Annotated in this window: 10 protein-coding genes; 6 read left to right on the plus strand and 4 right to left on the minus strand. The window is 71.9% G+C overall.

Going from position 1 to position 20,609, the window contains the following annotated elements; translation table 11 throughout:
- The first annotated feature begins 155 nt into the window (after window positions 1–155).
- Window positions 156–6,422 carry a pullulanase-type alpha-1,6-glucosidase gene (pulA, locus tag AC3IPY_RS02090; RefSeq protein ID WP_489186332.1) on the plus strand — a complete coding sequence of 2,089 codons (6,267 nt, stop codon included), beginning with the start codon at window positions 156–158 and terminating at the stop codon, window positions 6,420–6,422.
- Between the two features lie 300 nt (window positions 6,423–6,722).
- Window positions 6,723–7,790, plus strand: coding sequence for an IS110 family RNA-guided transposase (locus AC3IPY_RS02095; protein ID WP_489185656.1), 1,068 nt, complete (start codon window positions 6,723–6,725; stop codon window positions 7,788–7,790).
- A gap of 64 nt (window positions 7,791–7,854) precedes the next feature.
- Here the strand turns inward: AC3IPY_RS02095 and AC3IPY_RS02100 are convergent, their stop codons facing one another.
- Both AC3IPY_RS02100 and AC3IPY_RS02105 read right to left on the minus strand, forming a co-directional pair.
- Window positions 7,855–8,514 (minus strand): hypothetical protein, encoded by a 660-nt coding sequence (locus AC3IPY_RS02100; protein WP_489186333.1) that lies wholly within the window; start codon window positions 8,512–8,514, stop codon window positions 7,855–7,857.
- A gap of 85 nt (window positions 8,515–8,599) precedes the next feature.
- The gene (locus tag AC3IPY_RS02105) at window positions 8,600–9,601 is read right to left on the minus strand and encodes an o-succinylbenzoate synthase (RefSeq protein WP_489188412.1); all 1,002 of its coding nucleotides are present in this window, start codon (window positions 9,599–9,601) and stop codon (window positions 8,600–8,602) included.
- Between the two features lie 12 nt (window positions 9,602–9,613).
- On the opposite strand from AC3IPY_RS02105, the gene metH reads away from it, so the two are divergent.
- Complete coding sequence (gene metH, locus AC3IPY_RS02110; protein WP_489186334.1) at window positions 9,614–13,342, plus strand: methionine synthase; 3,729 nt, start codon at window positions 9,614–9,616, stop codon at window positions 13,340–13,342.
- On the opposite strand, the gene AC3IPY_RS02115 is transcribed toward metH, so the two are convergent.
- Both AC3IPY_RS02115 and AC3IPY_RS02120 read right to left on the minus strand, forming a co-directional pair.
- Window positions 13,257–16,391, minus strand: coding sequence for an ATP-binding cassette domain-containing protein (locus tag AC3IPY_RS02115; RefSeq protein WP_489186335.1), 3,135 nt, complete (start codon window positions 16,389–16,391; stop codon window positions 13,257–13,259). The two genes, metH and AC3IPY_RS02115, sit on opposite strands and share 86 nt — an antisense overlap.
- Before the next feature lie 32 nt (window positions 16,392–16,423).
- A complete protein-coding gene (locus tag AC3IPY_RS02120; protein WP_489186336.1) occupies window positions 16,424–16,993 on the minus strand; it encodes a hypothetical protein in 570 nt (189 codons plus the stop codon).
- Window positions 16,994–17,097: 104 nt separating this feature from the next.
- On the opposite strand from AC3IPY_RS02120, the gene AC3IPY_RS02125 reads away from it, so the two are divergent.
- The 3 genes from AC3IPY_RS02125 (at window position 17,098) to AC3IPY_RS02135 (ending at window position 20,585) form a co-directional block, all read left to right on the plus strand.
- Entirely contained in the window at window positions 17,098–18,024 is a 927-nt protein-coding gene (locus AC3IPY_RS02125; protein ID WP_489186337.1) for a 1,4-dihydroxy-2-naphthoyl-CoA synthase, read from the plus strand.
- A 43-nt stretch (window positions 18,025–18,067) separates the two neighbouring features.
- Window positions 18,068–19,396: an AMP-binding protein gene (locus AC3IPY_RS02130; protein WP_489186338.1), complete on the plus strand. Its 1,329-nt coding sequence runs from the start codon at window positions 18,068–18,070 to the stop codon at window positions 19,394–19,396.
- A 178-nt stretch (window positions 19,397–19,574) separates the two neighbouring features.
- Window positions 19,575–20,585, plus strand: a complete 1,011-nt coding sequence (locus AC3IPY_RS02135) for a 1,4-dihydroxy-2-naphthoate polyprenyltransferase (RefSeq protein WP_489186340.1) — start codon at window positions 19,575–19,577, stop codon at window positions 20,583–20,585.
- The last annotated feature ends 24 nt before the right edge of the window (window positions 20,586–20,609 follow it).

A 20,609-nucleotide genomic window follows, 5' to 3' on the forward strand; every position in this document is an offset into this window, starting at 1 on the left:
CGTGAGAACGCTTGCAGATCAGGCGTTCGCGCGCGCCGCATGGGTTGATCTTTCGGCCCGACATTAATGCAAGCGCTTGCATTAACCCGAGGCGCGCTGCTAGCTTCGGCTCCAAGTCGGTGGCACGTCGTCGTGCCGGGAAACAGGAGTCAAGGATGACGCAACGCACTCGCGCTCGCAGTTGGTTCGCCCTCGTGGTCGCCGGAGGGCTCGCGGCATCCGCCCTGGCCGTCGTCCCGGGCCTCGCCGCGACCGCCGACGAGCCCCGCACGTTCGCCCTCGTGGGCTCGCTCCAGGACGAACTCGGTTGCGCCGCCGACTGGGCGCCCGACTGTGCAGAGACCGAGCTCGTCGCGACCGCGACTCCCGGCGTCTACGCCGCGGACTTCACCGTGCCGGCCGGCACGTACGAGTACAAGGTCGCCGTGAACGACGCGTGGGACGAGGCGTACGGCCTGAACGGCGGCGGCGACAACATCCCGCTCACCGTCGCAGGCGACACCCCGGTGCGCGTCGTGTTCGACGACACCCTGAAGCGCGTCGGGCTCGAGGCGACCGGACTCCGCGGCGCCTACACCGACGAGGCGGACGCCGCGCTCGTCGCCGATCCGGTGCGCCAGCTCGGCAGCGAAGAGAACTTCTACTTCGTGATGACCGACCGGTTCGCCAACGGCGACGCCTCGAACGACGAGGGCGGGCTCACGGGCGACGCCCTGACCACGGGCTTCGACCCGACCCACAAGGGGTTCTACAACGGCGGCGACCTGCAGGGCCTGCGCGACCGGCTCGACTACATCGAGGGCCTCGGCACGACGGCGATCTGGCTCACGCCGAGCTTCAAGAACCGCCCGGTGCAGGGCGAGGGTGCGAACGCGAGCGCCGGGTACCACGGCTACTGGGTCACCGACTTCACCCAGATCGACCCGCACCTCGGCACGAACGCCGAGCTCGAGGCGCTCATCGCCGAGGCGCACGACAAGGGCATCAAGGTCTACTTCGACATCATCACGAACCACACGGCCGACGTCATCGACTACGAGGAGCAGCAGTACTCCTACATCGACCAGGCGACGAGCCCGTACACCGACGCCGACGGCGACGAGATCGACCTCGCCGACTACGCCGGACCCGACGCCGGCCCGTTCCCGGCGCTCGACGCGTCGACGAGCTTCCCGTACACGCCGGTCGTGCGACCCGAGGACGCCGACCTCAAGGTTCCGGCGTGGCTGAACGACCCGACGCTCTACCACAACCGCGGCGACTCGACGTGGGAGGGGGAGTCCGTCACCTACGGCGACTTCGTCGGCCTCGACGACCTCATGACCGAGCACCCGACCGTCGTGAACGGCTTCGTCGACGTATACGACCGGTGGATCGACCTCGGCATCGACGGGTTCCGCATCGACACCGCGAAGCATGTGAACTTCGAGTTCTGGGAGCAGTGGTCGACGCAGGTGCTCGACTACGCGCACGAGCACGGCAAGCCCGACTTCTTCATGTTCGGCGAGGTCTACGACGCCGACCCGCAGAAGCTCAGCCCGTACGTGCGCAAGACCGACATGAACTCGGTGCTCGACTTCACCTTCCAGTCTCAGGCGGTGAGCTTCGCGGCGGGCAACTCGGCGAAGAACCTGCAGTCCCTCTTCGCGGGCGACGACTACTACACGACGGCCGACACCTCGGCGTCGGCGCTGCCGACCTTCCTCGGCAACCACGACATGGGCCGAGTCGGGTACTTCCTCTCCGGCACGGATGCCCCGCTCGAGCGCGACGAGCTCGCGCACGCCCTGCTCTTCCTCACGCGCGGCCAGCCCGTCGTCTACTACGGCGACGAGCAGGGCTTCGCCGGCATCGGGGGCGACCAGAGCGCCCGCCAGACGCTGTTCGCGAGCCAGGTCGACGAGTTCGAGAACCAGCCGTTGGTGACCGGCGAGACGGCCGGCAGCGTCGACCGCTACGACACGGATGCCCCGCTCTACGAGCACATCGCCGCCCTCTCCGCGCTGCGCCAGGCGCACCCCGCGCTCGCGACCGGTGCCCAGATCGAGCGCTACGTCGACAACGGCGCGGGCGTCTACGCGTTCTCGCGCGTCGACCGTGACGAGAAGGTGGAGTACCTCGTCGCCGCGAACAACGCGAACGAGGAGCGCACCGTGCAGGTGCCGACGCTCACGAAGGACGGCGCGTTCACGGTGCTCTCGGGCGACGGGCAGGCCGTGACGGCCGATGTCGACGGCGTGGCATCCGTCACCGTGCCGGCGCTCGGGGCCGTGGTATGGAAGGCCGACCGTGCGGTGAGCGCCCCCGACGCGGCATCCGCCATCTCGGTCTCGACGCCCTCCGCGGGCGCCGGCGTCTCGGGCATCACGCCCGTCGCAGCCGACGTCGACGACGACACCTGGCAGGAGACGAGCTTCGCCTGGCGCGTCGCGGGCGCCGGCGATGACGACTGGCACGCGCTCGGCACGGCTGAGGACACGAGCCCGCGCGTCTTCCACGACACGGCGGGCCTCGAGGGCGGCACGCTCATCGAGTACCGCGCGGTGTCGACGGATGCCGCGGGCCACCGTTCTGCGGCGAGCACGTACGCGAGCGTGGGCAACGCCGTCAACCTCGTCGAGGAGGAGCAGCCCGAGCAGCCGATCGACCTCGTCACGGTGCCCGGCAGCCACAACTCCGAGATGGGCTGTGCGGGCGACTGGGCTCCGGGTTGCGAGGCCGCCAAGCTCACGCTGCGCGCCGACGGCATCTACGAGGGCACGTTCGCGATTCCCGCGGGCGACTACGAGTACAAGGTCGCGATCAACGGCAGCTGGGATCTCAACTACGGCGCGAACGGCGAGCCGAACGGCGGCAACGTCACGTACTCGACCGACGGCACGACGCCGGTCACGTTCTTCTGGAACCCGACGACGCATGTCGTCTCCTCGACCGCCGAGGGCCCCGTCGTGACCCTGCCGGGCAGTCTGCAGTCCGAGCTCGGATGCCCCGGCGACTGGCAGCCCGAGTGCCTCGCGACGCTCATGCAGGACGGCGACAAGGACGGGGTGTACACGTACTCGACCTCGGCGCTGCCGGCCGGCTCGTACGAGGTCAAGGTCGCGCACGGCCGCAGCTGGGACGAGAACTACGGCGTCGGCGGTGCTCCCGGCGGCGACAATTACACCTTCTCGACGGACGACGGTGAGCTCGTCGAGTTCCGGTACACCCTCGAGACGCATGTGCTCGAGATCGTGGTCTCCGACCCGCCGCTGGCGGGCACCGGGCAGGCGCGCGCGCACTGGGTGAGCGAGGACACGCTCGCCTGGCCGGCCGAACTGCTCGGCGCGGCATCCGCCGACGGTGCGCAGTTCACGCTGCAGCACTCGCCCGACGCGAGCCTCGCGGTCGCCGACGGCGCCGTCACGGGAGGCGGCGATGCGATCGAGCTCGAGGTCGACCCCGACGGGCTGAGCGTCGAGCAGCTCGCGACCTTCCCGGCGCTCGAGGGCTTCGTCGCGCTGCATCCGGTGGGCCTGGACCGCGCCGATGTCGAGCAGCTGCTCACCGAGCAGCTCGCGGTGGCGCAGGTCACCGGCGGCGAGCTGAGCGCCTTCACGGGTGTGCAGTTGCCCGGCGTGCTCGACCACGTCTACGGCGGCGCCGTGGCGACGACGACACTGGGGCTCGAGTGGAACGACGCCGGGACGAGCGCGACCGCGCGCCTCTGGGCGCCGACCGCGCAGGCGGTCTCGCTCGAGCGCTGGGATGCCGGCGCCACGGGCGACCCCGAGCTCATCGCCGCCGAGCGCGACGAGGCTGACGGCACCTGGTCGGTCGACGGCCTCGACGACGGCGACGAGTACCGCTGGAGCGTCGAGGTGTTCGCCCCGTCGACGGGTGCGATCGAGACGAACTCCGTGACCGACCCGTACTCGGTCGCCCTCACGACGAACTCGGCGCGCACGGTCGTCGTCGACCTCGACGACCCCGAGTTCCAGCCGCCCCTGTGGCGCGACACGCCCGCGCCCATCGTGGAGCGCGCGGTCGACCGCGCGATCTACGAACTGCACGTGCGCGACTTCTCGATCGGCGACGAGAGCGTCCCGGAGGCCGAGCGCGGCACCTACACGGCGTTCACGCGCGACTCGGCGGGCACGGCGCAACTGCGCGAGCTCGCCGCGGCCGGCATCAACACGGTGCACCTGCTGCCCACTTTCGACCTCGCGACGATCGAGGAGGACCGCGCAGCGCAGGCGACGCCCGACTGCGACCTCGCGTCGTACGGACCCGCCTCGCCTGAGCAGCAGGCGTGCATCGCGGCGATCCGCGACCTCGACGGCTTCAACTGGGGGTACGACCCGTTCCACTTCCAGGCGCCGGAGGGCTCCTACGCGGTCGACCCCGACGGCGGTGCGCGCGTGAGCGAGTTCCGCGAGATGATCGGCGCCCTGCACGGGACGGGCCTGCAGGTCGTGCTCGACGAGGTCTACAACCACACCGCCGAGGCCGGCCAGGGCCAGCGGTCGGTGCTCGACCGCATCGTGCCGGGCTACTACCAGCGCCTCAACACGTACGGCGCGGTCGAGACCTCGACCTGCTGCCAGAACGTGGCCACCGAGCACGAGGTCGCGCAGAAGCTCATGGTCGACTCCGTCGTGCTCTGGGCGAAGCAGTACAAGGTCGACGGGTTCCGCTTCGACCTCATGGGGCACCACTCGAAGGCGAACCTGCTCGCCGTGCGGGCCGCGCTCGACGAGCTCACGCTCGAGAAGGACGGCGTCGACGGCACGGCCGTGTACCTCTACGGCGAGGGCTGGAACTTCGGCGAGGTCGCCGACAACGCCCTCTTCGAGCAGGCGACGCAGGGCCAGCTCGGCGGCACCGGCATCGGCACGTTCAACGACCGCCTGCGCGACGCCGTGCACGGCGGCAGCCCGGTCGACGGCAGCTCGACGTACCAGCAGGGCTTCGGCACGGGCCTCGGCACCGCGCCGAACGGACAGCCCGGCACGCCGTCGCAGGCCGACCAGCTCGTCGACCTCGGGCACCAGACCGACCTGGTCGAGCTCGGGCTCGCGGGCAACCTGCGCGGCTACGAGCTGACGGATGCCTCGGGCGAGACCGTGCGGGGCGACGAACTCGACTACCGGGGTGCGCCGGCCGGCTACGCCGACCAGCCCGACGAGGTCATCAACTACGTCGACGCGCACGACAACGAGACGCTCTACGACGTCTCGGTGCTGAAGCTGCCGAGGGACACGTCGATGGCCGATCGCGTGCGCATGAACACGCTGTCGCTCGCGACCGTGACGCTCTCGCAGTCGCCCTCGTTCTGGCACGCCGGCACGGAGCTGCTGCGCTCGAAGTCGCTGGATCGCAACAGCTACAACTCGGGCGACTGGTTCAACCGCATCGACTGGACCGGGCAGGAGTCCACCTTCGGCTCCGGCCTGCCGATGGCGGCCGACAACACCGACAAGTGGCCGATCATGGAGCCGCTGCTGGCCGACCCCGCGCTGAAGCCGACCGCCGCGGACATCGCCGCGGCCGAGGCATCCGCCCTCGACCTGCTGCGCGTGCGCTCCTCGGTCGACCTGCTGCAGCTCGGCTCGGCGGAGCTCATCGAGCAGAAGCTGACGTTCCCGAACAGCGGGGCCGACGCGACGCCGGGCGTGATCACAATGCTCGTCGACGACCTCGTCGGAGACGACGTCGACCCGGAGCTCGACGGCGCCCTCGTCGTGTTCAACGCCTCGCCCGAGGCCGTGACCGAGCAGGTCGACGCACTCGCCGGTCGTGAGTTCGCGCTCGCCGAGGCGCAGGCCTCGGGTTCCGACGCGGTCGTGAAGACGACCGCCTGGGATGCCGCGACCGGCACGGTCACCGTGCCCGCGCGGTCGGTCGCCGTGCTCGTGCAGGCGCAGGAGGCTGGGCCCGGGGAACCGGGCGAACCCGGCGAGCCGGGCGAACCCGGCGAACCCGGCGAACCCGGTGAGCCCGGCGGCCCGACTGAGCCGAGCGAGCCCGGTGAGCCGGGTGCGGCGGCCCCGACGGTGCAGCTCTCGGTCGGCAGCGTGCGACCCGGCGACACCATCGGCGTGACCGGCACGGGCTTCGAGCCGGGCGAGACGGTGCAGATCTGGCTGCACTCGACGCCCCAGCTGCTGGTCGCGGCGACCGCCGACGACCAGGGCGGGCTCTCGGTGAATGCGACGATCCCGCTCGACGCCGAACTCGGCGACCACGAGGTGCGCCTGCTGGGCGTCGGCTCGGGGCTCGAGGCATCCGCGGCGCTCGTCGTGCTCGGCCCGCTCGGCATGACCGGCTTCGAGGCGGGCTTCGTGGTGCTGCTCGCGCTCGTGCTGCTCGTGGGCGGCGCGCTCGTGCTCGCCCCTCGCATCCGGCGGGCGCTCCGGGGTGAGGCCTCGCCGGTCGAGTAGGCTTCGCGGCCGTATCGAGACCGCGCTCGAGGGTCTCGATACGGCGCCGGGGCGCCTACTCGACATTGAAGAATGGTCGTGGTGGTTCTGGGTGGGTCTGACCTGCTACTCGACGGACTCGTTCGCTGATGTCATGCGCTGGATTTGTCGGCCCGTCCGGGATCACCGTTCACGCGGTTCGGAAGGCCGGACCGGGCGTGGGGATGTGACCTAATAGGACCCTGTCCACCGACTCTTCAATGTCTTGTCCGCCCGGCCCGGTGAGGTCATCCAATCGATCACTCGAAAGGAGACACCATCATGGTAGCCACACAGGCTGCGCCCCCACAGGCTCGGATCATCGTCGCCGGCGTCGATACGCACACGCACACTCATCACGTCGCGGTACTCGAGCTGACCGGTGCGCTGCTCGGCGATGCCGAGTTCCCGGCCGACACGGGCGGGTACCAAGCACTCCTGGACTGGGTCAGCGGGTTCGGCGTCATCGACCGGATCGGGATCGAGCTGACCAGCTCCTACGGGGCGGGCCTGTCCCGGCACCTGAGCGCCGCCGGGATCGAGGTCGCCGAGGTCGACACGACGGACAAGGCCACCCGCGCCCGACAGGGCAAGGACGACCGGATCGACGCGATCGCCGCCGCACGGAAAGTCCTCGCGGGGATGGCGGGCACGACACCGAAGGACACCACCGGTGTGGTCGAGTCCATCCGGATGCTGACCCTGGTCCGCGACTCCGCCGTTCGGGCGCGCACGCAAGCGTTGAATCAGCTCAAGGACCTCCGGGTCACCGCGCCCGCACGGCTACGCGAACGCCTCGATGGGATGACCTTGCCAGCCCTGGCACGTGAAGCCGTGAAGTTCCGCCCCGACCCGGCCCGGCTGGCCGAGCCTGAGCAGGCAACCAAACTCGCCATGAAACGCCTCGGCATGCGCATCGATGATCTCCTGACCGAGATCACCGCCGCCGACCGGGACCTGACCGCCCTGGTCGCCGCGACCGCCCCGACCCTGTACGCCAGACCCGGGATCGGGGTGCATACCGCAGCCCGGTTCCTCATCACCGCTGCCGCGAACATCGACCGCATCCCCAGCGATGCCGCGTTCGCGAGACTCTGCGGTGCGGCCCCGGTCCCCGTGTCCTCAGGCCGGACCCACCGCATGCGACTGCACCGCGGCGGGGACCGACAAGCGAACCGGGCACTGCACATGGTCATCATCGGCCGCATGAAACACGACCCAGAAACACGCGCCTACATCCAACGCCGACTCACCGAAGGACTCTCAAAACGCGACACCATACGAGCCCTCAAACGCTACGTCGCCCGCCAAGTCTTCAACGACCTCAAAACCGACCTCACCCCGACTTGACATCCATAGGACCATCCGGCGGTACGGCGCCCGGGGCGCCTGCTCGACCGACGGCAGGCGGGTGTCAGCCGCGCGCGAGCGTGAGCGGCACGCTGCCGCCGCCGGTCGAGAAGTGGATGACGGGCGTGTCGCCCGAGCAGTCGTAGGGCGCGGCCGTGATGGGGGAGTCCAGGATCTGCTCCGTCACGGCGGTGCCGTCCATCGCGACGCCGTCGACCGTGACGTCCATCGAGAGCTCGTTGGTGTCGTTGCTCGTGCGCACGGTGTCGCCGTCGACGGCGTACTGGCCCGAGAGCGTTCCGCCGAGGGTGGCCTCGGCCGGCAGCCCGGCGATGTCGACCGAGAGCGACAGGTCGGGCGTGTACGCGTAGGTGCCGTCGGCGCGGAACGACAGGCCCGCGCTGCCGGTCGGGTCGTAGACGATCGCGTACTCCGCGAGATCGGCGGTGACCTGGTCGTAGTAGAGCTGCATCTGGTCGTCGGTGAGCACCCAGTCGCCGACGAGGCAGTTCGATCCGGATGCCTCGGCCGGGTCCTCGCTCGCGGCCGCGTCCGTCGCCGGGGCCGATGCGGTGGCGTCCGCACTCGAGGTCGGGCTCGCGGAGGCGGAGCCCGTCGCCGGCCCGCCGGACGGCGTCGGGCTGCAGCCGGCGAGGGCGATGGCCGCGATCACGGCGAGTGAGGGCAGTGCGAACGACGACGCGAGGCGGGGGCGAACCGGCATGGAACCTCCAACGGACGGCGGCCCCGGTCTCGCCGAGGTCGCGACGGACGACTGCGAGCATTCTCGCACCCGCACCCCCAGACGGTCAGTGTTCGTCGCTCGTGGGATTCGCCAGCACCGCGTGGCAGCGGCCGAGTCGCTCGAGCCACCAGTCGGTGCGCTCCTCGGATGCCGCGAACCGGTCGAGCAGCGCCGGGTCGACCTGCACGCGGCCGACGGGGATCGCGCCGTCGACGGGCAGGAGCGGCGACGTCGTGACATCCGCCGCCAGCAGGGAGGCCGTGCCGAGGCCGCAGTCGAACTCGAGTTCGGCGACGGATGCCGCGAGCGCGGCGCCCATCGCGAGGCCGACGCTCGTGTCGAGCGCGCTCGAGACCACCACGGGCAGGCCCGCCCGATCGATGATGCCGAGTGCCCTGCGGATGCCCCCGAGCGGCTGCGCCTTGATCACCAGCAGGTCGGCGGCGCCGGCCTCCGCGACGGCGAGCGGGTCGTCGGCCCGCCGCACGCTCTCGTCGGCGGCGATCGGGATGCCCATGTACTTCGTGCGGCGGCGGATCTCGGCGAGCTCCTCGACCGTCAGGCAGGGCTGCTCGACGTACTCGAGGTCGAACTCCGCGAGCGCGTGGATGGCGTGCTCGGCCTCGTCGAGGTTCCAGCCCGCGTTCGCGTCGACGCGGATGCGCCCCTCGGGGCCGAGCACCGCGCGCACGGCGCGCACGCGCGCGACATCCTGCGCCAGGTCCTGATCGCTCGCGGCGACCTTCACCTTCGCCGTGCGGCAACCGGGGAACCGGGCGAGCACCGCGGCGACGCTGTCGGGGTCGACGGCCGGCACCGTCGCGTTCACCGGGATGGAGCTGCGCAGGGCGGCCGGCGTCGGCGTCCAGCCGTAGTCGATCGCCGCCGCGAGCCACGCGGATGCCTCGACGTCGTCGTACTCGACGAAGGGGGAGAACTCCGTCCACCCCTCCGGCCCCTCGAGGAGCAGCGCCTCGCGCACGTCGATGCCGCGGAACCGCGTCACCAGGGGAAGCGCCACGACGCGGGCCGTCGCGAGCAGGTCGTCGAGCGGGGGCAGCGTCATCATGTGCTCATCATGGCAAAGGACCCGCGCGCGCTCAGTAGACTCGCGCGGGTGACGGCTCGAACGAACACCCCTCGCTTCCCCCTCGACATCGACGGGGTGGCGAGGCCCGCGCGGTCGCAGGCGCTGCTCGACGCCGTGAACTCGAGCGTGGTCATCGCCGACGGGGCCATGGGCACCATGCTGCAGCGACACGAGCCGACGCTCGACGACTACCTCCAGCTCGAGGGCTGCAACGAGATCCTCAACGTCAGCCGGCCCGACATGATCGCCGACATCCACGACGAGTACCTCGCCGTCGGCATCGACGCCATCGAGACGAACACGTTCGGCGCGAACTGGTCGAACCTGTCGGACTACGGCATCGACGACCGCATCGAGGAGCTCGCCGAGGCGGGGGCGCGCATCGCGCGCGAACGGGTCGAGGCGGCCGAGGCATCCGACGGTCGCGTGCGGTGGGTGCTCGGATCGATGGGACCCGGCACGAAGCTGCCGAGCCTGCTGCACACGACGTACGACCACCTCAAGCAGACGTTCGCGCTGCAGGCCGAGGGCCTCATCGACGGCGGCGCCGACGCGTTCCTCATCGAGACCTCGCAGGACCTGCTGCAGACGAAGGCCGCCGTCAACGGCTGCAAGCAGGCCATCGTCAGTCGCGGCATCCGCCTGCCGATCTTCGTCGAGGTCACCGTCGAGACCACCGGCACCATGCTCATGGGCAGCGAGATCGGCGCCGCGCTCACGGCGCTCGAACCGCTCGGCGTCGACGCCATCGGGCTGAACTGCGCCACCGGCCCCGCCGAGATGAGCGAGCACCTGCGCCACCTCTCGAAGCACTCGCGCGTGCCCGTGGCGTGCATGCCGAACGCCGGGCTGCCCGTGCTGGGTGCGAACGGCGCGCACTATCCGCTCGAGCCGGCGGAGCTCGCGACCGCGCACGAGCAGTTCGTGCGCGAGTTCGGCCTGGGCCTGATCGGCGGATGCTGCGGCACGACGCCCGAGCACATGTCGGCCGTCGTCGAGCGGTTGCGCCCGCTGCGCGAGGGGCTCGCCTCCGGGGTTCCCGAGGGCGCCGCAGGCGCGCGGCATCCGCAGCCCGAGGCCGGCGTCGCGAGCCTCTACCAGCACGTGCCGTTCCACCAGGACGCCTCGTACCTCGCGATCGGCGAGCGCACGAACGCCAACGGGTCCAAGGCGTTCCGCGAGGCCATGCTCGAGGGCAACTGGGACGAATGCGTCGAGATCGCCCGCAACCAGATCCGCGTGGGCGCGCACCTGCTCGACGTCTGCGTCGACTACGTCGGCCGCGACGGCGTCGCCGACATCCGCGAGGTCGTGTCGCGCTTCGCGAGCGCGTCGACGCTGCCGCTCGTGATCGACTCGACCGAGCCCGCCGTCATCGCCGCCGGCCTCGAGCTCATCGGCGGGCGGCCCGTCGTCAACTCGGTCAACTATGAAGACGGCGACGGCCCGACCAGCCGGTTCGGGCGCATCATGCCGCTCGTGAAGGAGCACGGCACCGCGGTCATCGCCCTCACGATCGACGAGGAGGGGCAGGCGCGCACGGCCGAGCACAAGCTGCGCATCGCCTCGCGCCTCGTCGACGCGCTCGTCGGCGACTGGGGCATGCGCGTCGAGGACCTCGTCGTGGACTGCCTGACGTTCCCCATCGCCACCGGCCAGGAGGAGACGCGTCGCGACGCGATCGAGACGATCGCGGCGATCCGGGGCCTGAACGAGAAGTACCCCGGCATCCACACGACGCTCGGTGTCTCGAACGTCTCGTTCGGGCTGAACCCCGCGGCGCGCAGCGTGCTGAACTCGGTGTTCCTGCACGAGGCCGTCGAGGCCGGCCTCGACTCGGGCATCATCGACGCGGCGAAGATCGTGCCGCTCGCCTCGCTCTCCGAGGAGCAGCGCAAGGTCGCGCTCGATCTCGTCTGGGACCGACGCGAGTACGACGCCGACGGCAACCTGACCTACGACCCGCTCGCGAGCATGCTCGACCTCTTCGCCGGGGTCGACACCGCGGCCCTCCGCGACCAGCGCGCGGCCGAGCTCGCGGCGCTGCCGGTCGGCGAGCGGCTCGAGCGGCGCATCATCGACGGCGCCTCCAAGGGACTCGAGGCCGACCTCGACCTCGCGCGCGCGGATGGCATGACCGCCCTGCAGATCATCAACGACCACCTGCTCGAGGGCATGAAGGTCGTGGGCGAGCGCTTCGGATCCGGCGAGATGCAGCTGCCGTTCGTGCTGCAGTCCGCCGAGACCATGAAGGCCGCGGTCGCGCTGCTCGAGCCCCACATGGAGAAGACCTCGTCGGGCGGCAAGGGCAAGATGGTCATCGCCACCGTGCGCGGCGACGTGCACGACATCGGCAAGAACCTCGTCGACATCATCCTCACGAACAACGGCTACGAGGTCATCAACCTCGGCATCAAGCAGCCCATCGCCGACATCATCGCGGCCGCGGAGGAGCACGATGCCGACGTCATCGGCATGTCGGGGCTGCTCGTGAAGTCGACCGTCGTGATGAAGGAGAACCTGCAGGAGCTGCAGTCGCGCGGCCTCGCGAAGAAGTGGCCGATCATCCTCGGCGGGGCAGCCCTCACGCGCGCCTATGTCGAGGACGACCTCGCGAGCCTCTTCGACGGCGAGGTGCGCTACGCCCGCGACGCGTTCGAGGGGCTCACGCTCATGGAGCCGCTCGTGAAGGTCGCGCGCGGTGCCGACCCGGCTTCCGTCGGCCTGCCGGCGCTGAAGAAGCGCATCCACAGTGCGGGCTCCAAGCTCACGCTCACCGAGCCCGAGGAGATGCCGGGGCGCTCGGACGTGGCATCCGACAACCCGATCCCGGTGCCGCCGTTCTGGGGCACCCGCATCGTCAAGGGCATCGCGCTCGCCGACTATGCGGCGTTCCTCGACGAGCGGGCGACGTTCATGGGCCAGTGGGGACTGAAGCCCGGGCGCGGTGAAGACGGCCTCTCGTACGAGCAACTCGTCGAGACCGAGGGGCGGCCGCGCCTGCGGTACTGGCTCGACCGCATCCTCGCCGAGGGCATGCTCGACGCCTCGGTCGCGTACGGGTACTTCCCGGTCGTGAGCGAGGGCGACGACCTCATCGTGCTGCACCACGGCGACGACCCCTCGGGCGTGCTCGGGCGGGCGGGGCTGCTCGCGCCCGACGGCGGCAGCGTCGGCGGCCCTGCGGCAGGCTCCGGGCGCGGCGGCGCGCTCGGCGAGGAGCGGCTGCGCTTCCACTTCCCGCGGCAGCGCCGCGATCGGCATCTGTGCCTCGCGGACTTCGTGCGATCTGCCGATTCGGGGCAGGTCGACGTGCTGCCCGTGCAGCTCGTGACGGCCGGCGCGCATATCGACCAGGTCACGGCGAAGCTCTTCGCGGCCGACAAGTACCGCGACTACTACGAGCTCAACGGGCTCGTCATGCAGCTCACCGAATCGCTCGCCGAGTACTGGCACGCCCGCATCCGCTCTGAGCTCGGCTTCGCGGCCGAGGACCCGACCGACACGGCCGGCCTCTTCAAGCTCGAGTACCGCGGCGCGCGCTTCTCGCTCGGCTACCCCGCCTGCCCCGACATGGAGGACCGCCGCAAGGTCGTCGAACTGCTGAAGCCCGAGCGCATGGGCGTCGAGCTCAGCGAGGAGCTGCAGCTGCATCCCGAGCAGTCGACCGACGCGTTCGTGTTCCACCACCCCGAGGCGAAGTACTTCTCGGTGTGACCGGCGCCGCGCTCGGGCTTCGTCCTGCGGCCGTGCTCGATACCGGCTTCGCGCGGCGGAACGCCGCCAGCACGCCGGCGCCGATCGTGACGAGGCCGACGATCGTCGTGATCGCGCGCAGCGTGTCCCACGTGATCGACGAGGTCACGAGCGAATACAGCAGGAAGCTGGCGAGGTTCTGCCCGATCGGGGCGCCCGCCTCGTAGGAGATGTCGGATCCGGCGCCGATCGCGAACGGCCAGAACCAGAGGTTCATGATGAGGCCGAAGACGTACGAGGCGATCACGCCGTAGACGCAGAGCATCGCGATCTCGACGCGTCGCGGCAGGCTGCGGGGGAGCAGCCCGGCGCCCGCGCCGACCCAGGCGCAGGCGAACATCTGGAACGGCGTCCACGGGCCGAACGTGCCGGTCACGACCGTGGAGAGCGCGATCGTGACGAGGCCGAGCAGCAGGCCGAAGCGGGCGCCGAACGCGCGCCCGGCGAGGATCAGCAGCACGAAGACGGCCTCGACCCCGCCGACGCCCGTGCCCACGATGCGCACGGCGGCGCCGATCGCGGCGAGCGTGCCGAGCAGCGCGAGGGTGTGGGCGCTGCGCACCGAGCCGTCGAGCGCGGCGAGCACCACGAGGGCCGCCACCGGTGCGAGGGCGAGTGCGGCGGCGGGCGCCGCGGCCGTTGCCTGCGAGGGCAGGGCGTACGCGACGAGCGGCCACGTGAACGACGCGAGCGCGACCAGGTTCGCGAGGAGCAGGGCCGGAGCCGTCAGGACCGGTGGGGTCGAGCGGATGCCGCGGGCCGGCCGCGTGGGGGTGGCCGGCGAACTGGGGCCCACGGCGCCCCCGGACGGACGCCCGGAGGGATGCCTCGAGGGTGCGGCGGGGACGGCGGTGGGCTGCTGCGCGATGGCGGGGAACGCGGGCTGTTGCGCAGCGGCGGTGGCCGGTCGCGGCGCGCCGACGGGTGATGGTGCAGCCGCCTCGCCTAGCACGCCGTCGCGCATCGGCAGTACGCGGTCGGCGAGGGCCGCGACGAAGTCGGCGTCATGCGTCGCGACGAGCACCGCGGCTCCGCGCTCGGTCGCACGCGAGAGCGCCGCGGCCACGAGCGCTCGCGCGGCCGGGTCGAGTCCGCGGGTCGGCTCGTCGACGAGGAGCACGGCCGGCTCGCTCGCCGACTGGATCGCGATCGCGAGGCAGCGGCGCTCGCCGAGCGAGAGGTCGAGCGGATGCCGCGCCAGGCGCTGCTCGAACGCCGTCGAGTCGAGCGCGAGGCCGAGGAACTCCGCGAGCCGCGCCGCTGTGCTGCCATGCGCGAGCCGGGCGCGATGATCGGTGCGGGCGCACTCGGCCGCGACGGTGGTGCGAGTGAAGAGGTCATCGGAGGCATCCGGAACCAGCGTGACGTCGCGACGCGCGGCGCGCTCCCGCCCTCGGCTCCGCCGCGTGACGACCTTGTGCGGCGTGACGGCGGTTTGCCGGGCCGCGTCGAACGGCGTGGAGACGCGAAACGTCGTCACGGCGTGGTGGTCGGTCGCCAGTGCCACGAGGAGGCTCGACTTTCCCGCGCCGTTCGGGCCGGTGAGCGCGACGATCTCGCCGGCGGCGAAATCGAAGCTCGCCGAGTCGACCGCGCGGTGCGCATCGTGGAGAACGGTCAGCTCGCGGACGCTCAGCACCGGGTCGCCAGACCGACCGGGTGCGCGGACGGGGCCGGCCGCGGCGGCGGGCGCGAATTCTCGGGCGGCGGCGGGGTCGGGGTCGGGCGCAGTGGCGTGGGCGAGCGGGCCTCGGGTCGAGGCATCCGCCGGGGTCGAGGCATCCGCCGCGGTCGTGGCATCCGCCGTGATCTCCTGCGCGATCCCGCCGCGGAGCTCGACTCGCGCATCGGCGACCCGGGCGAACTCGGCGTGCCGGTGCTCGGCGACGATCACGCAGATGCCGGCATCGTGCGCGAGCGCGTCGAGGATCTCGACGATGCGCCCTCGGAACGCGGTGTCGAGGTCGGCGAGCGGCTCGTCGACGAGGAGGAGGATCGGGTGCTCCGCGATGGCGGCGGCGATCGCGACGAGCGTGGCCTCGCCCGCCGACAGTCCGCCGAGCTCGCGCTCGAGCAGCGACTCGATGCCGACGCGGTGCGCGATCTCGTGCACCCGCGCCCGCACGATCGTCGCGTCGACCCCGCGCAGTTCGAGCGTGAGGCCGATCTCGTCGGCGACGCGTTCGGTCGCGAATCCCTCGCGCGGGTTCTGCAGCACGACCCCCACGAGTCGTGCGGTGTCGCGCGGCGGCGTGGTCGCGCGGTCGTGCCCGACGACGTGCAGCTCGCCCGCGGCGGTGCCGCCGTCGAGATGGGTGTGCAGGCCCGCGAGTGCGCGGAGCAGCGTGGACTTGCCGCTGCCGGTCGCCCCCGTCACGAGCGTGAGCATGCCCGGTTCGAGTTCGAGTTCGTCGACCTGCACGGCGGATGTTGCGGCCCCGCGATGGCTCAAGGCGAGGTCGTGGATCTCGACCGGTCGCTCGCACACCCCCTCGACCGGGCGGCCCGAGAGGCCGCGCAGCTCGAGCGCCGCGGCCACGGCCGTCGCCCGCTCGAGCGTGCGTTCGAGCACGGGTGCGAGCAGGCGCGCGCCGCCGCGCTCGCCGCGGAGCCGCTGCGCGAACCCCACGCGGCGAACGGCGTCGGCGAGAGCCGGCAGCCCGGCCCATGCGACGGCGAGGGTGCGCGCGACGCCGCGCAGTGGTCCGCGACGGGCACCGCGTGCAAGCAGCCGCGGCACGTCGAGCACCGCGTTGAGCAACCCGAAGGCGAGGATCGTGAGCGCGATGGGCAGCGCGCTCGTCGCGGCATCCCACAGTCCGCCCGTCGTGGCCGGCCCGAGCAGCACGACGTGGCCGAACGGCGGAGGGAGCGGTATGGCCGGCAGCGGGAGCACGACCGGCCCCGCGGCATCCGCCCCATGGAACAGGACGCGATACGCGACCCGCACCGCGACGAAGCCTGCGGCGACGAGGGCCGCGGCTCGGATCGGTGCGGGTCGGATGCGCATGTGCCGTGGAGACGGTGGGAGCGTGGAGCGCGTCAGACGGTCGGCGCGGCGGGCTCGCCGTTCACCGTGAAGAGGAGGGCGAGGCGTTCGCCGGGCTGCAGCTCGAGGGTCGCGAGGCCCTCCTGCGCGTAGCCCCACTCGCCGCCCTCGGGCTGGGTCCAGAGCGACCAGTAGGCGAACGCGGCCGGCATGGAGGCACAGGTCTCGAAGTAGTCGGAGCCGTCGTCGGCGGTGAGCGCGAAGTCCTCGGCCGGCACGCCGTTCACGCGGCAGACGACCTGGTCGCCGTACTCCTCGGTGCCCTCGGTCGTGATGCCCGCCTCGGCGAGGGCCTCGCTCGCGGCGATGGGCGCATCGGTCTCGACGCAGGTGGTTCCGGCGGGGGAGTCGGGCAGGTCGAGCTCTGGCAGCTCGACGACGACGGCGACACCGGCACAGGTGGTGTCGTCGCCGGAGGTCGTGCCCGCACCGGCCTCGGCCGACGGAGAGGCGGAGGCGGTCGTCGCCTCGGACGACGCGGGGTCGGATGCCGCGCAGGCGGTCAGGGCCAGCAGGAGGGCGGCGGCGGCAGTGGCGGCGAAGGTGCGCAGAGTCGTGGTCACCGTCCAAGGGTAGGCGGCGGGCCGCCGAGCGGCCGCGCATGTGTCGCCGCGGGTAGGCCGTGGGCGCGCCCGCGCGGGTCGGGGCGGGGCCGTAGGCTGGAACGGTGAGCGTTTCCGAACTCTTCGATGCGAGCGAGTGGGTCGACGCGGCATCCGCCGTCGCAGGCGCCGCAGGGCTCACCGACATCACCTACCACCACTCGAACGACGGCCGCATCGCGCGCATCGCGTTCGACCGGCCGGAGGTGCGCAACGCGTTCCGGCCGCACACGGTCGACGAGCTGTACCGCGCCCTCGAAGACGCCCGCACGAACCCGCGCATCGGCGTCGTGCTGCTGACAGGCAACGGCCCGAGCGCGAAGGACGGCGGCTGGGCGTTCTGCTCGGGCGGCGACCAGCGCATCCGCGGTCGCGACGGCTACCAGTACTCCGCCGACGAGGCCGAGGTCGTGCGCGATCCCGCGGCCGGGGCGAGCACCGGGCGCCTGCACATCCTCGAGGTGCAGCGCCTCATCCGCTTCATGCCCAAGGTCGTCATCGCGGTCGTGCCCGGTTGGGCTGCCGGCGGCGGGCACTCGCTGCACGTGGTCTGCGACCTGACCATCGCCTCGCGCGAGCACGGCCGCTTCAAGCAGACCGATGCCGACGTCGGCAGCTTCGACGCGGGCTACGGCTCGGCGTACTTCGCCAAGCAGATCGGGCAGAAGTTCGCCCGCGAGGTGTTCTTCCTCGCCGAGGAGTACTCCGCCGAGCGTGCCTACGAGATGGGCGCCGTCAACCGCGTCGTGCCGCACGCCGAGCTCGAGCGCGAGGCCATCGCGATGGCGCGCACGATCCTCACCAAGTCGCCGACGGCCGTGCGCATGCTGAAGTTCGCGTTCAACGCGGTCGACGACGGCATGGTGGGCCAGCAGGTCTTCGCGGGCGAGGCCACGCGCCTCGCCTACGGCACCGACGAGGCCGTCGAGGGCCGCGACGCGTTCCTCGAGAAGCGCGACCCCGACTGGGGCCCCTATCCCTGGCACTACTGATGCCGGTTACCCGACACCGGTTCGGCGGGTTGCCGGTCTCGCGATGAAACCGCTCATCAGGGTTTCAGCGGCGGATGCCGCGGCGCTGCGCCGGGCGCTCGCCGACGCCCTCGACGGCGGCCCGGCGGTGTGGCCGGTGCCGTCTGAGCGCGTCGCCCGTTCCACCGGATTCGGAGATGTGGGCCGACACCCCGTCGCCGCGCCCGCCGCGCTCGGCGTGTCGACCGAGACTCCGAATCGGGTGACACCGCAGACCGGGTTCGTGGCCGAGGGCCTCGACGTCGCCGACGACATCGCCCTCGTCGTCGAGACGAGCGGTTCGACCGATGCCCCGAAGCGCGTGCTGCTCACCGCAGACGCCCTCGTCGCGAGCGCCGACGCCACGCACGACGCCCTCGGCGGCACGGGCCAGTGGCTGCTCGCCCTGCCCGGCCACTACATCGCGGGGGCGCAGGTGCTCGTGCGCGGCATCCTGGCGGGCAGCGAGACCGTCGTGCTGCCGCAGGGCCCGTTCGACCCGCGCGCGTTCGCCGAGGCATCCGCTCGGCTCGACGCGCACGTGCCGCACTACACCTCGCTCGTGCCGACGCAGCTCGCGCGCCTGCTCGACGTCGCCGACCGCGACGCCTTCGTCGGGGCCGCCCTGCGGTCGTTCGACGCCGTGCTCATCGGCGGACAGGCGCTCGCGCCCGCGCTCGCCGAGCGTGCCGCCGACGCGGGCGTCGCGGTCGTGCGCACCTACGGGTCGAGCGAGACCTCGGGCGGATGCGTCTACGACGGACGCCCGCTCGACGGCGTCGGCGTGCGCATCGTCGACGAGCCGCCGTCGAGCCCGTCGGCGTCGGCGGGCACGCCCGGCCGAGGCGAGGTGCAGCTCAGCGGGCCCACGCTTGCGAGTGGATACCTCGACGATCCCGAGCGCACCGCGGCCGCCTTCACGACCGACGCCCGCGGCACGCGCTGGTACCGCACGGGCGATCTCGGCGAGCTCGCGCCCGACGGCCGCCTGCGCATCACCGGCCGCGCTGACGACGTCATCATCTCGGGCGGCGTCAAGGTCTCCCTCGGCGAGGTCGAGCGCGCCGTGCGCGCCGTCGCCGGATTCGCAGCCGCGGTCGTGCTGCCGGTCGCCGACCCCGAGTGGGGCGAGCGGCCGGCGGTCGTCGTCGAACGCGCGGCATCCGAGCGAGCGGATGTCGCGGCATCCGCCCCTCGCGAAGCGCCCGACGCCCTCGCCGCTCTCGCCGCGGCGACCGACGCCGCCGGCCTCCCACCCGCCGGCCGCCCCGTGCGCCTGCTCGAGCTCGAGCGCATGCCGCACCTGGCCTCGGGCAAGCCCGACCGCCGGGCGCTCGCCGCGCGGCTCGCTTGACGGCCCCGTCCGCGCTCGCCCCCCGCTCCGCCACGTCGCTTTCACGCGCCACGACGTCTTGCGGGCCGCCGCTCGAGGTCGTGGACCGGCGAAAGGGCGTGGCGCGATGGACGCCGCATGCGCAGCCGGGGCACGTGCGCGAAGCCGGGTCATAGGAACCGCGAACTAGCATGATCGTGTGGCACGCCCGAAACCCCAGCGCTCGAACCAGTCCGACCCCAAGCGACGCCCGACCCCGGTCGGCCGCTCCGGCAATCCGGCCAAGGCGGCGGCCGCCGCGAAGGCGGGTCCGGCCGTCGCGGGTCGCACCCGGCTGACTCCCGGCGACTGGATCGCCGGTGCGCGCCTGCGCACGCTGCCGCTCGCGATCGCACCCGTGGCGCTCGGCACGGGCGCCGGCATCATCGCGGTCCCCGACGAGACGTGGCATCCGACCCGCTTCGCGCTCGCGCTCGTCGTGGCGCTCGCGTTGCAGATCGGCGTGAACTACGCCAACGACTACTCCGACGGCATCCGCGGCACCGACGACCACCGCGTCGGCCCCGCCCGGCTCACCGCGTCGGGCCTCGTGAAGCCGAAGGCCGTGCTCTTCGTCGCCCTCGCGTTCTTCGCCGTCGCGGCGCTCGCGGGCCTCGCGCTCACGGTCATCACGCAGCAGTGGTGGCTCATCGCGGTCGGCGCGGTCGCGATCGTCGCCGCCTGGTTCTACACCGGCGGCAAGCACCCATACGGCTACTACGGCCTCGGCGAGGTGTTCGTCTTCGTCTTCTTCGGCCTCGTCGCCACGGCCGGTTCGGCGTTCGTGCAGGCGCTCACCGTGAACCTCGAGGCGTGGATCGGCGGCATCGGCGTGGGCCTGCTCGCCTGCGCGGTGCTCATGGCCAACAACCTGCGCGACGTCGTGCAGGACCGCGCGGCGGGCAAGCGCACGCTCGCGGTGCTCGTGGGGCCGCTCGCCGGACGCATCCTGTTCACGGTCTTCACGCTCGTGCCGTTCGTGTTCGTCGGCTTCTTCGCGCTGTTCTACCCGACCGCGGTGCTCGTGTTCTTCGCACTGCTGCTCGCCCTGCCGGCGTGCGTCATCGTGCTCACGGCCAAGACGCCGCGCGAACTCATCCTCGCGCTGCAGCTCACGAGCTTCACCGCGCTCGCGTACGGCATCGGCTTGGGGCTCGCGATCGCGTTCTGAACCGCGGATGCCGCGGGGCGGCGT

It is taken from the genome of Agromyces sp. GL_144 (assembly GCF_057834305.1).

What these genes read in the sequence shown, in the direction of transcription:
- AC3IPY_RS02095 (WP_489185656.1), top strand. Translation starts at nt 6,723, where the DNA reads ATGGTAGCCACACAGGCTGCGCCCCCACAGGCTCGGATCATCGTCGCC.
- AC3IPY_RS02105 (WP_489188412.1), bottom strand. Translation starts at nt 9,601, where the DNA reads ATGACGCTGCCCCCGCTCGACGACCTGCTCGCGACGGCCCGCGTCGTG.
- pulA (WP_489186332.1), top strand. Translation starts at nt 156, where the DNA reads ATGACGCAACGCACTCGCGCTCGCAGTTGGTTCGCCCTCGTGGTCGCC.
- AC3IPY_RS02100 (WP_489186333.1), bottom strand. Translation starts at nt 8,514, where the DNA reads ATGCCGGTTCGCCCCCGCCTCGCGTCGTCGTTCGCACTGCCCTCACTC.
- AC3IPY_RS02130 (WP_489186338.1), top strand. Translation starts at nt 18,068, where the DNA reads ATGAAACCGCTCATCAGGGTTTCAGCGGCGGATGCCGCGGCGCTGCGC.
- metH (WP_489186334.1), top strand. Translation starts at nt 9,614, where the DNA reads ATGGCAAAGGACCCGCGCGCGCTCAGTAGACTCGCGCGGGTGACGGCT.
- AC3IPY_RS02115 (WP_489186335.1), bottom strand. Translation starts at nt 16,391, where the DNA reads ATGCGCATCCGACCCGCACCGATCCGAGCCGCGGCCCTCGTCGCCGCA.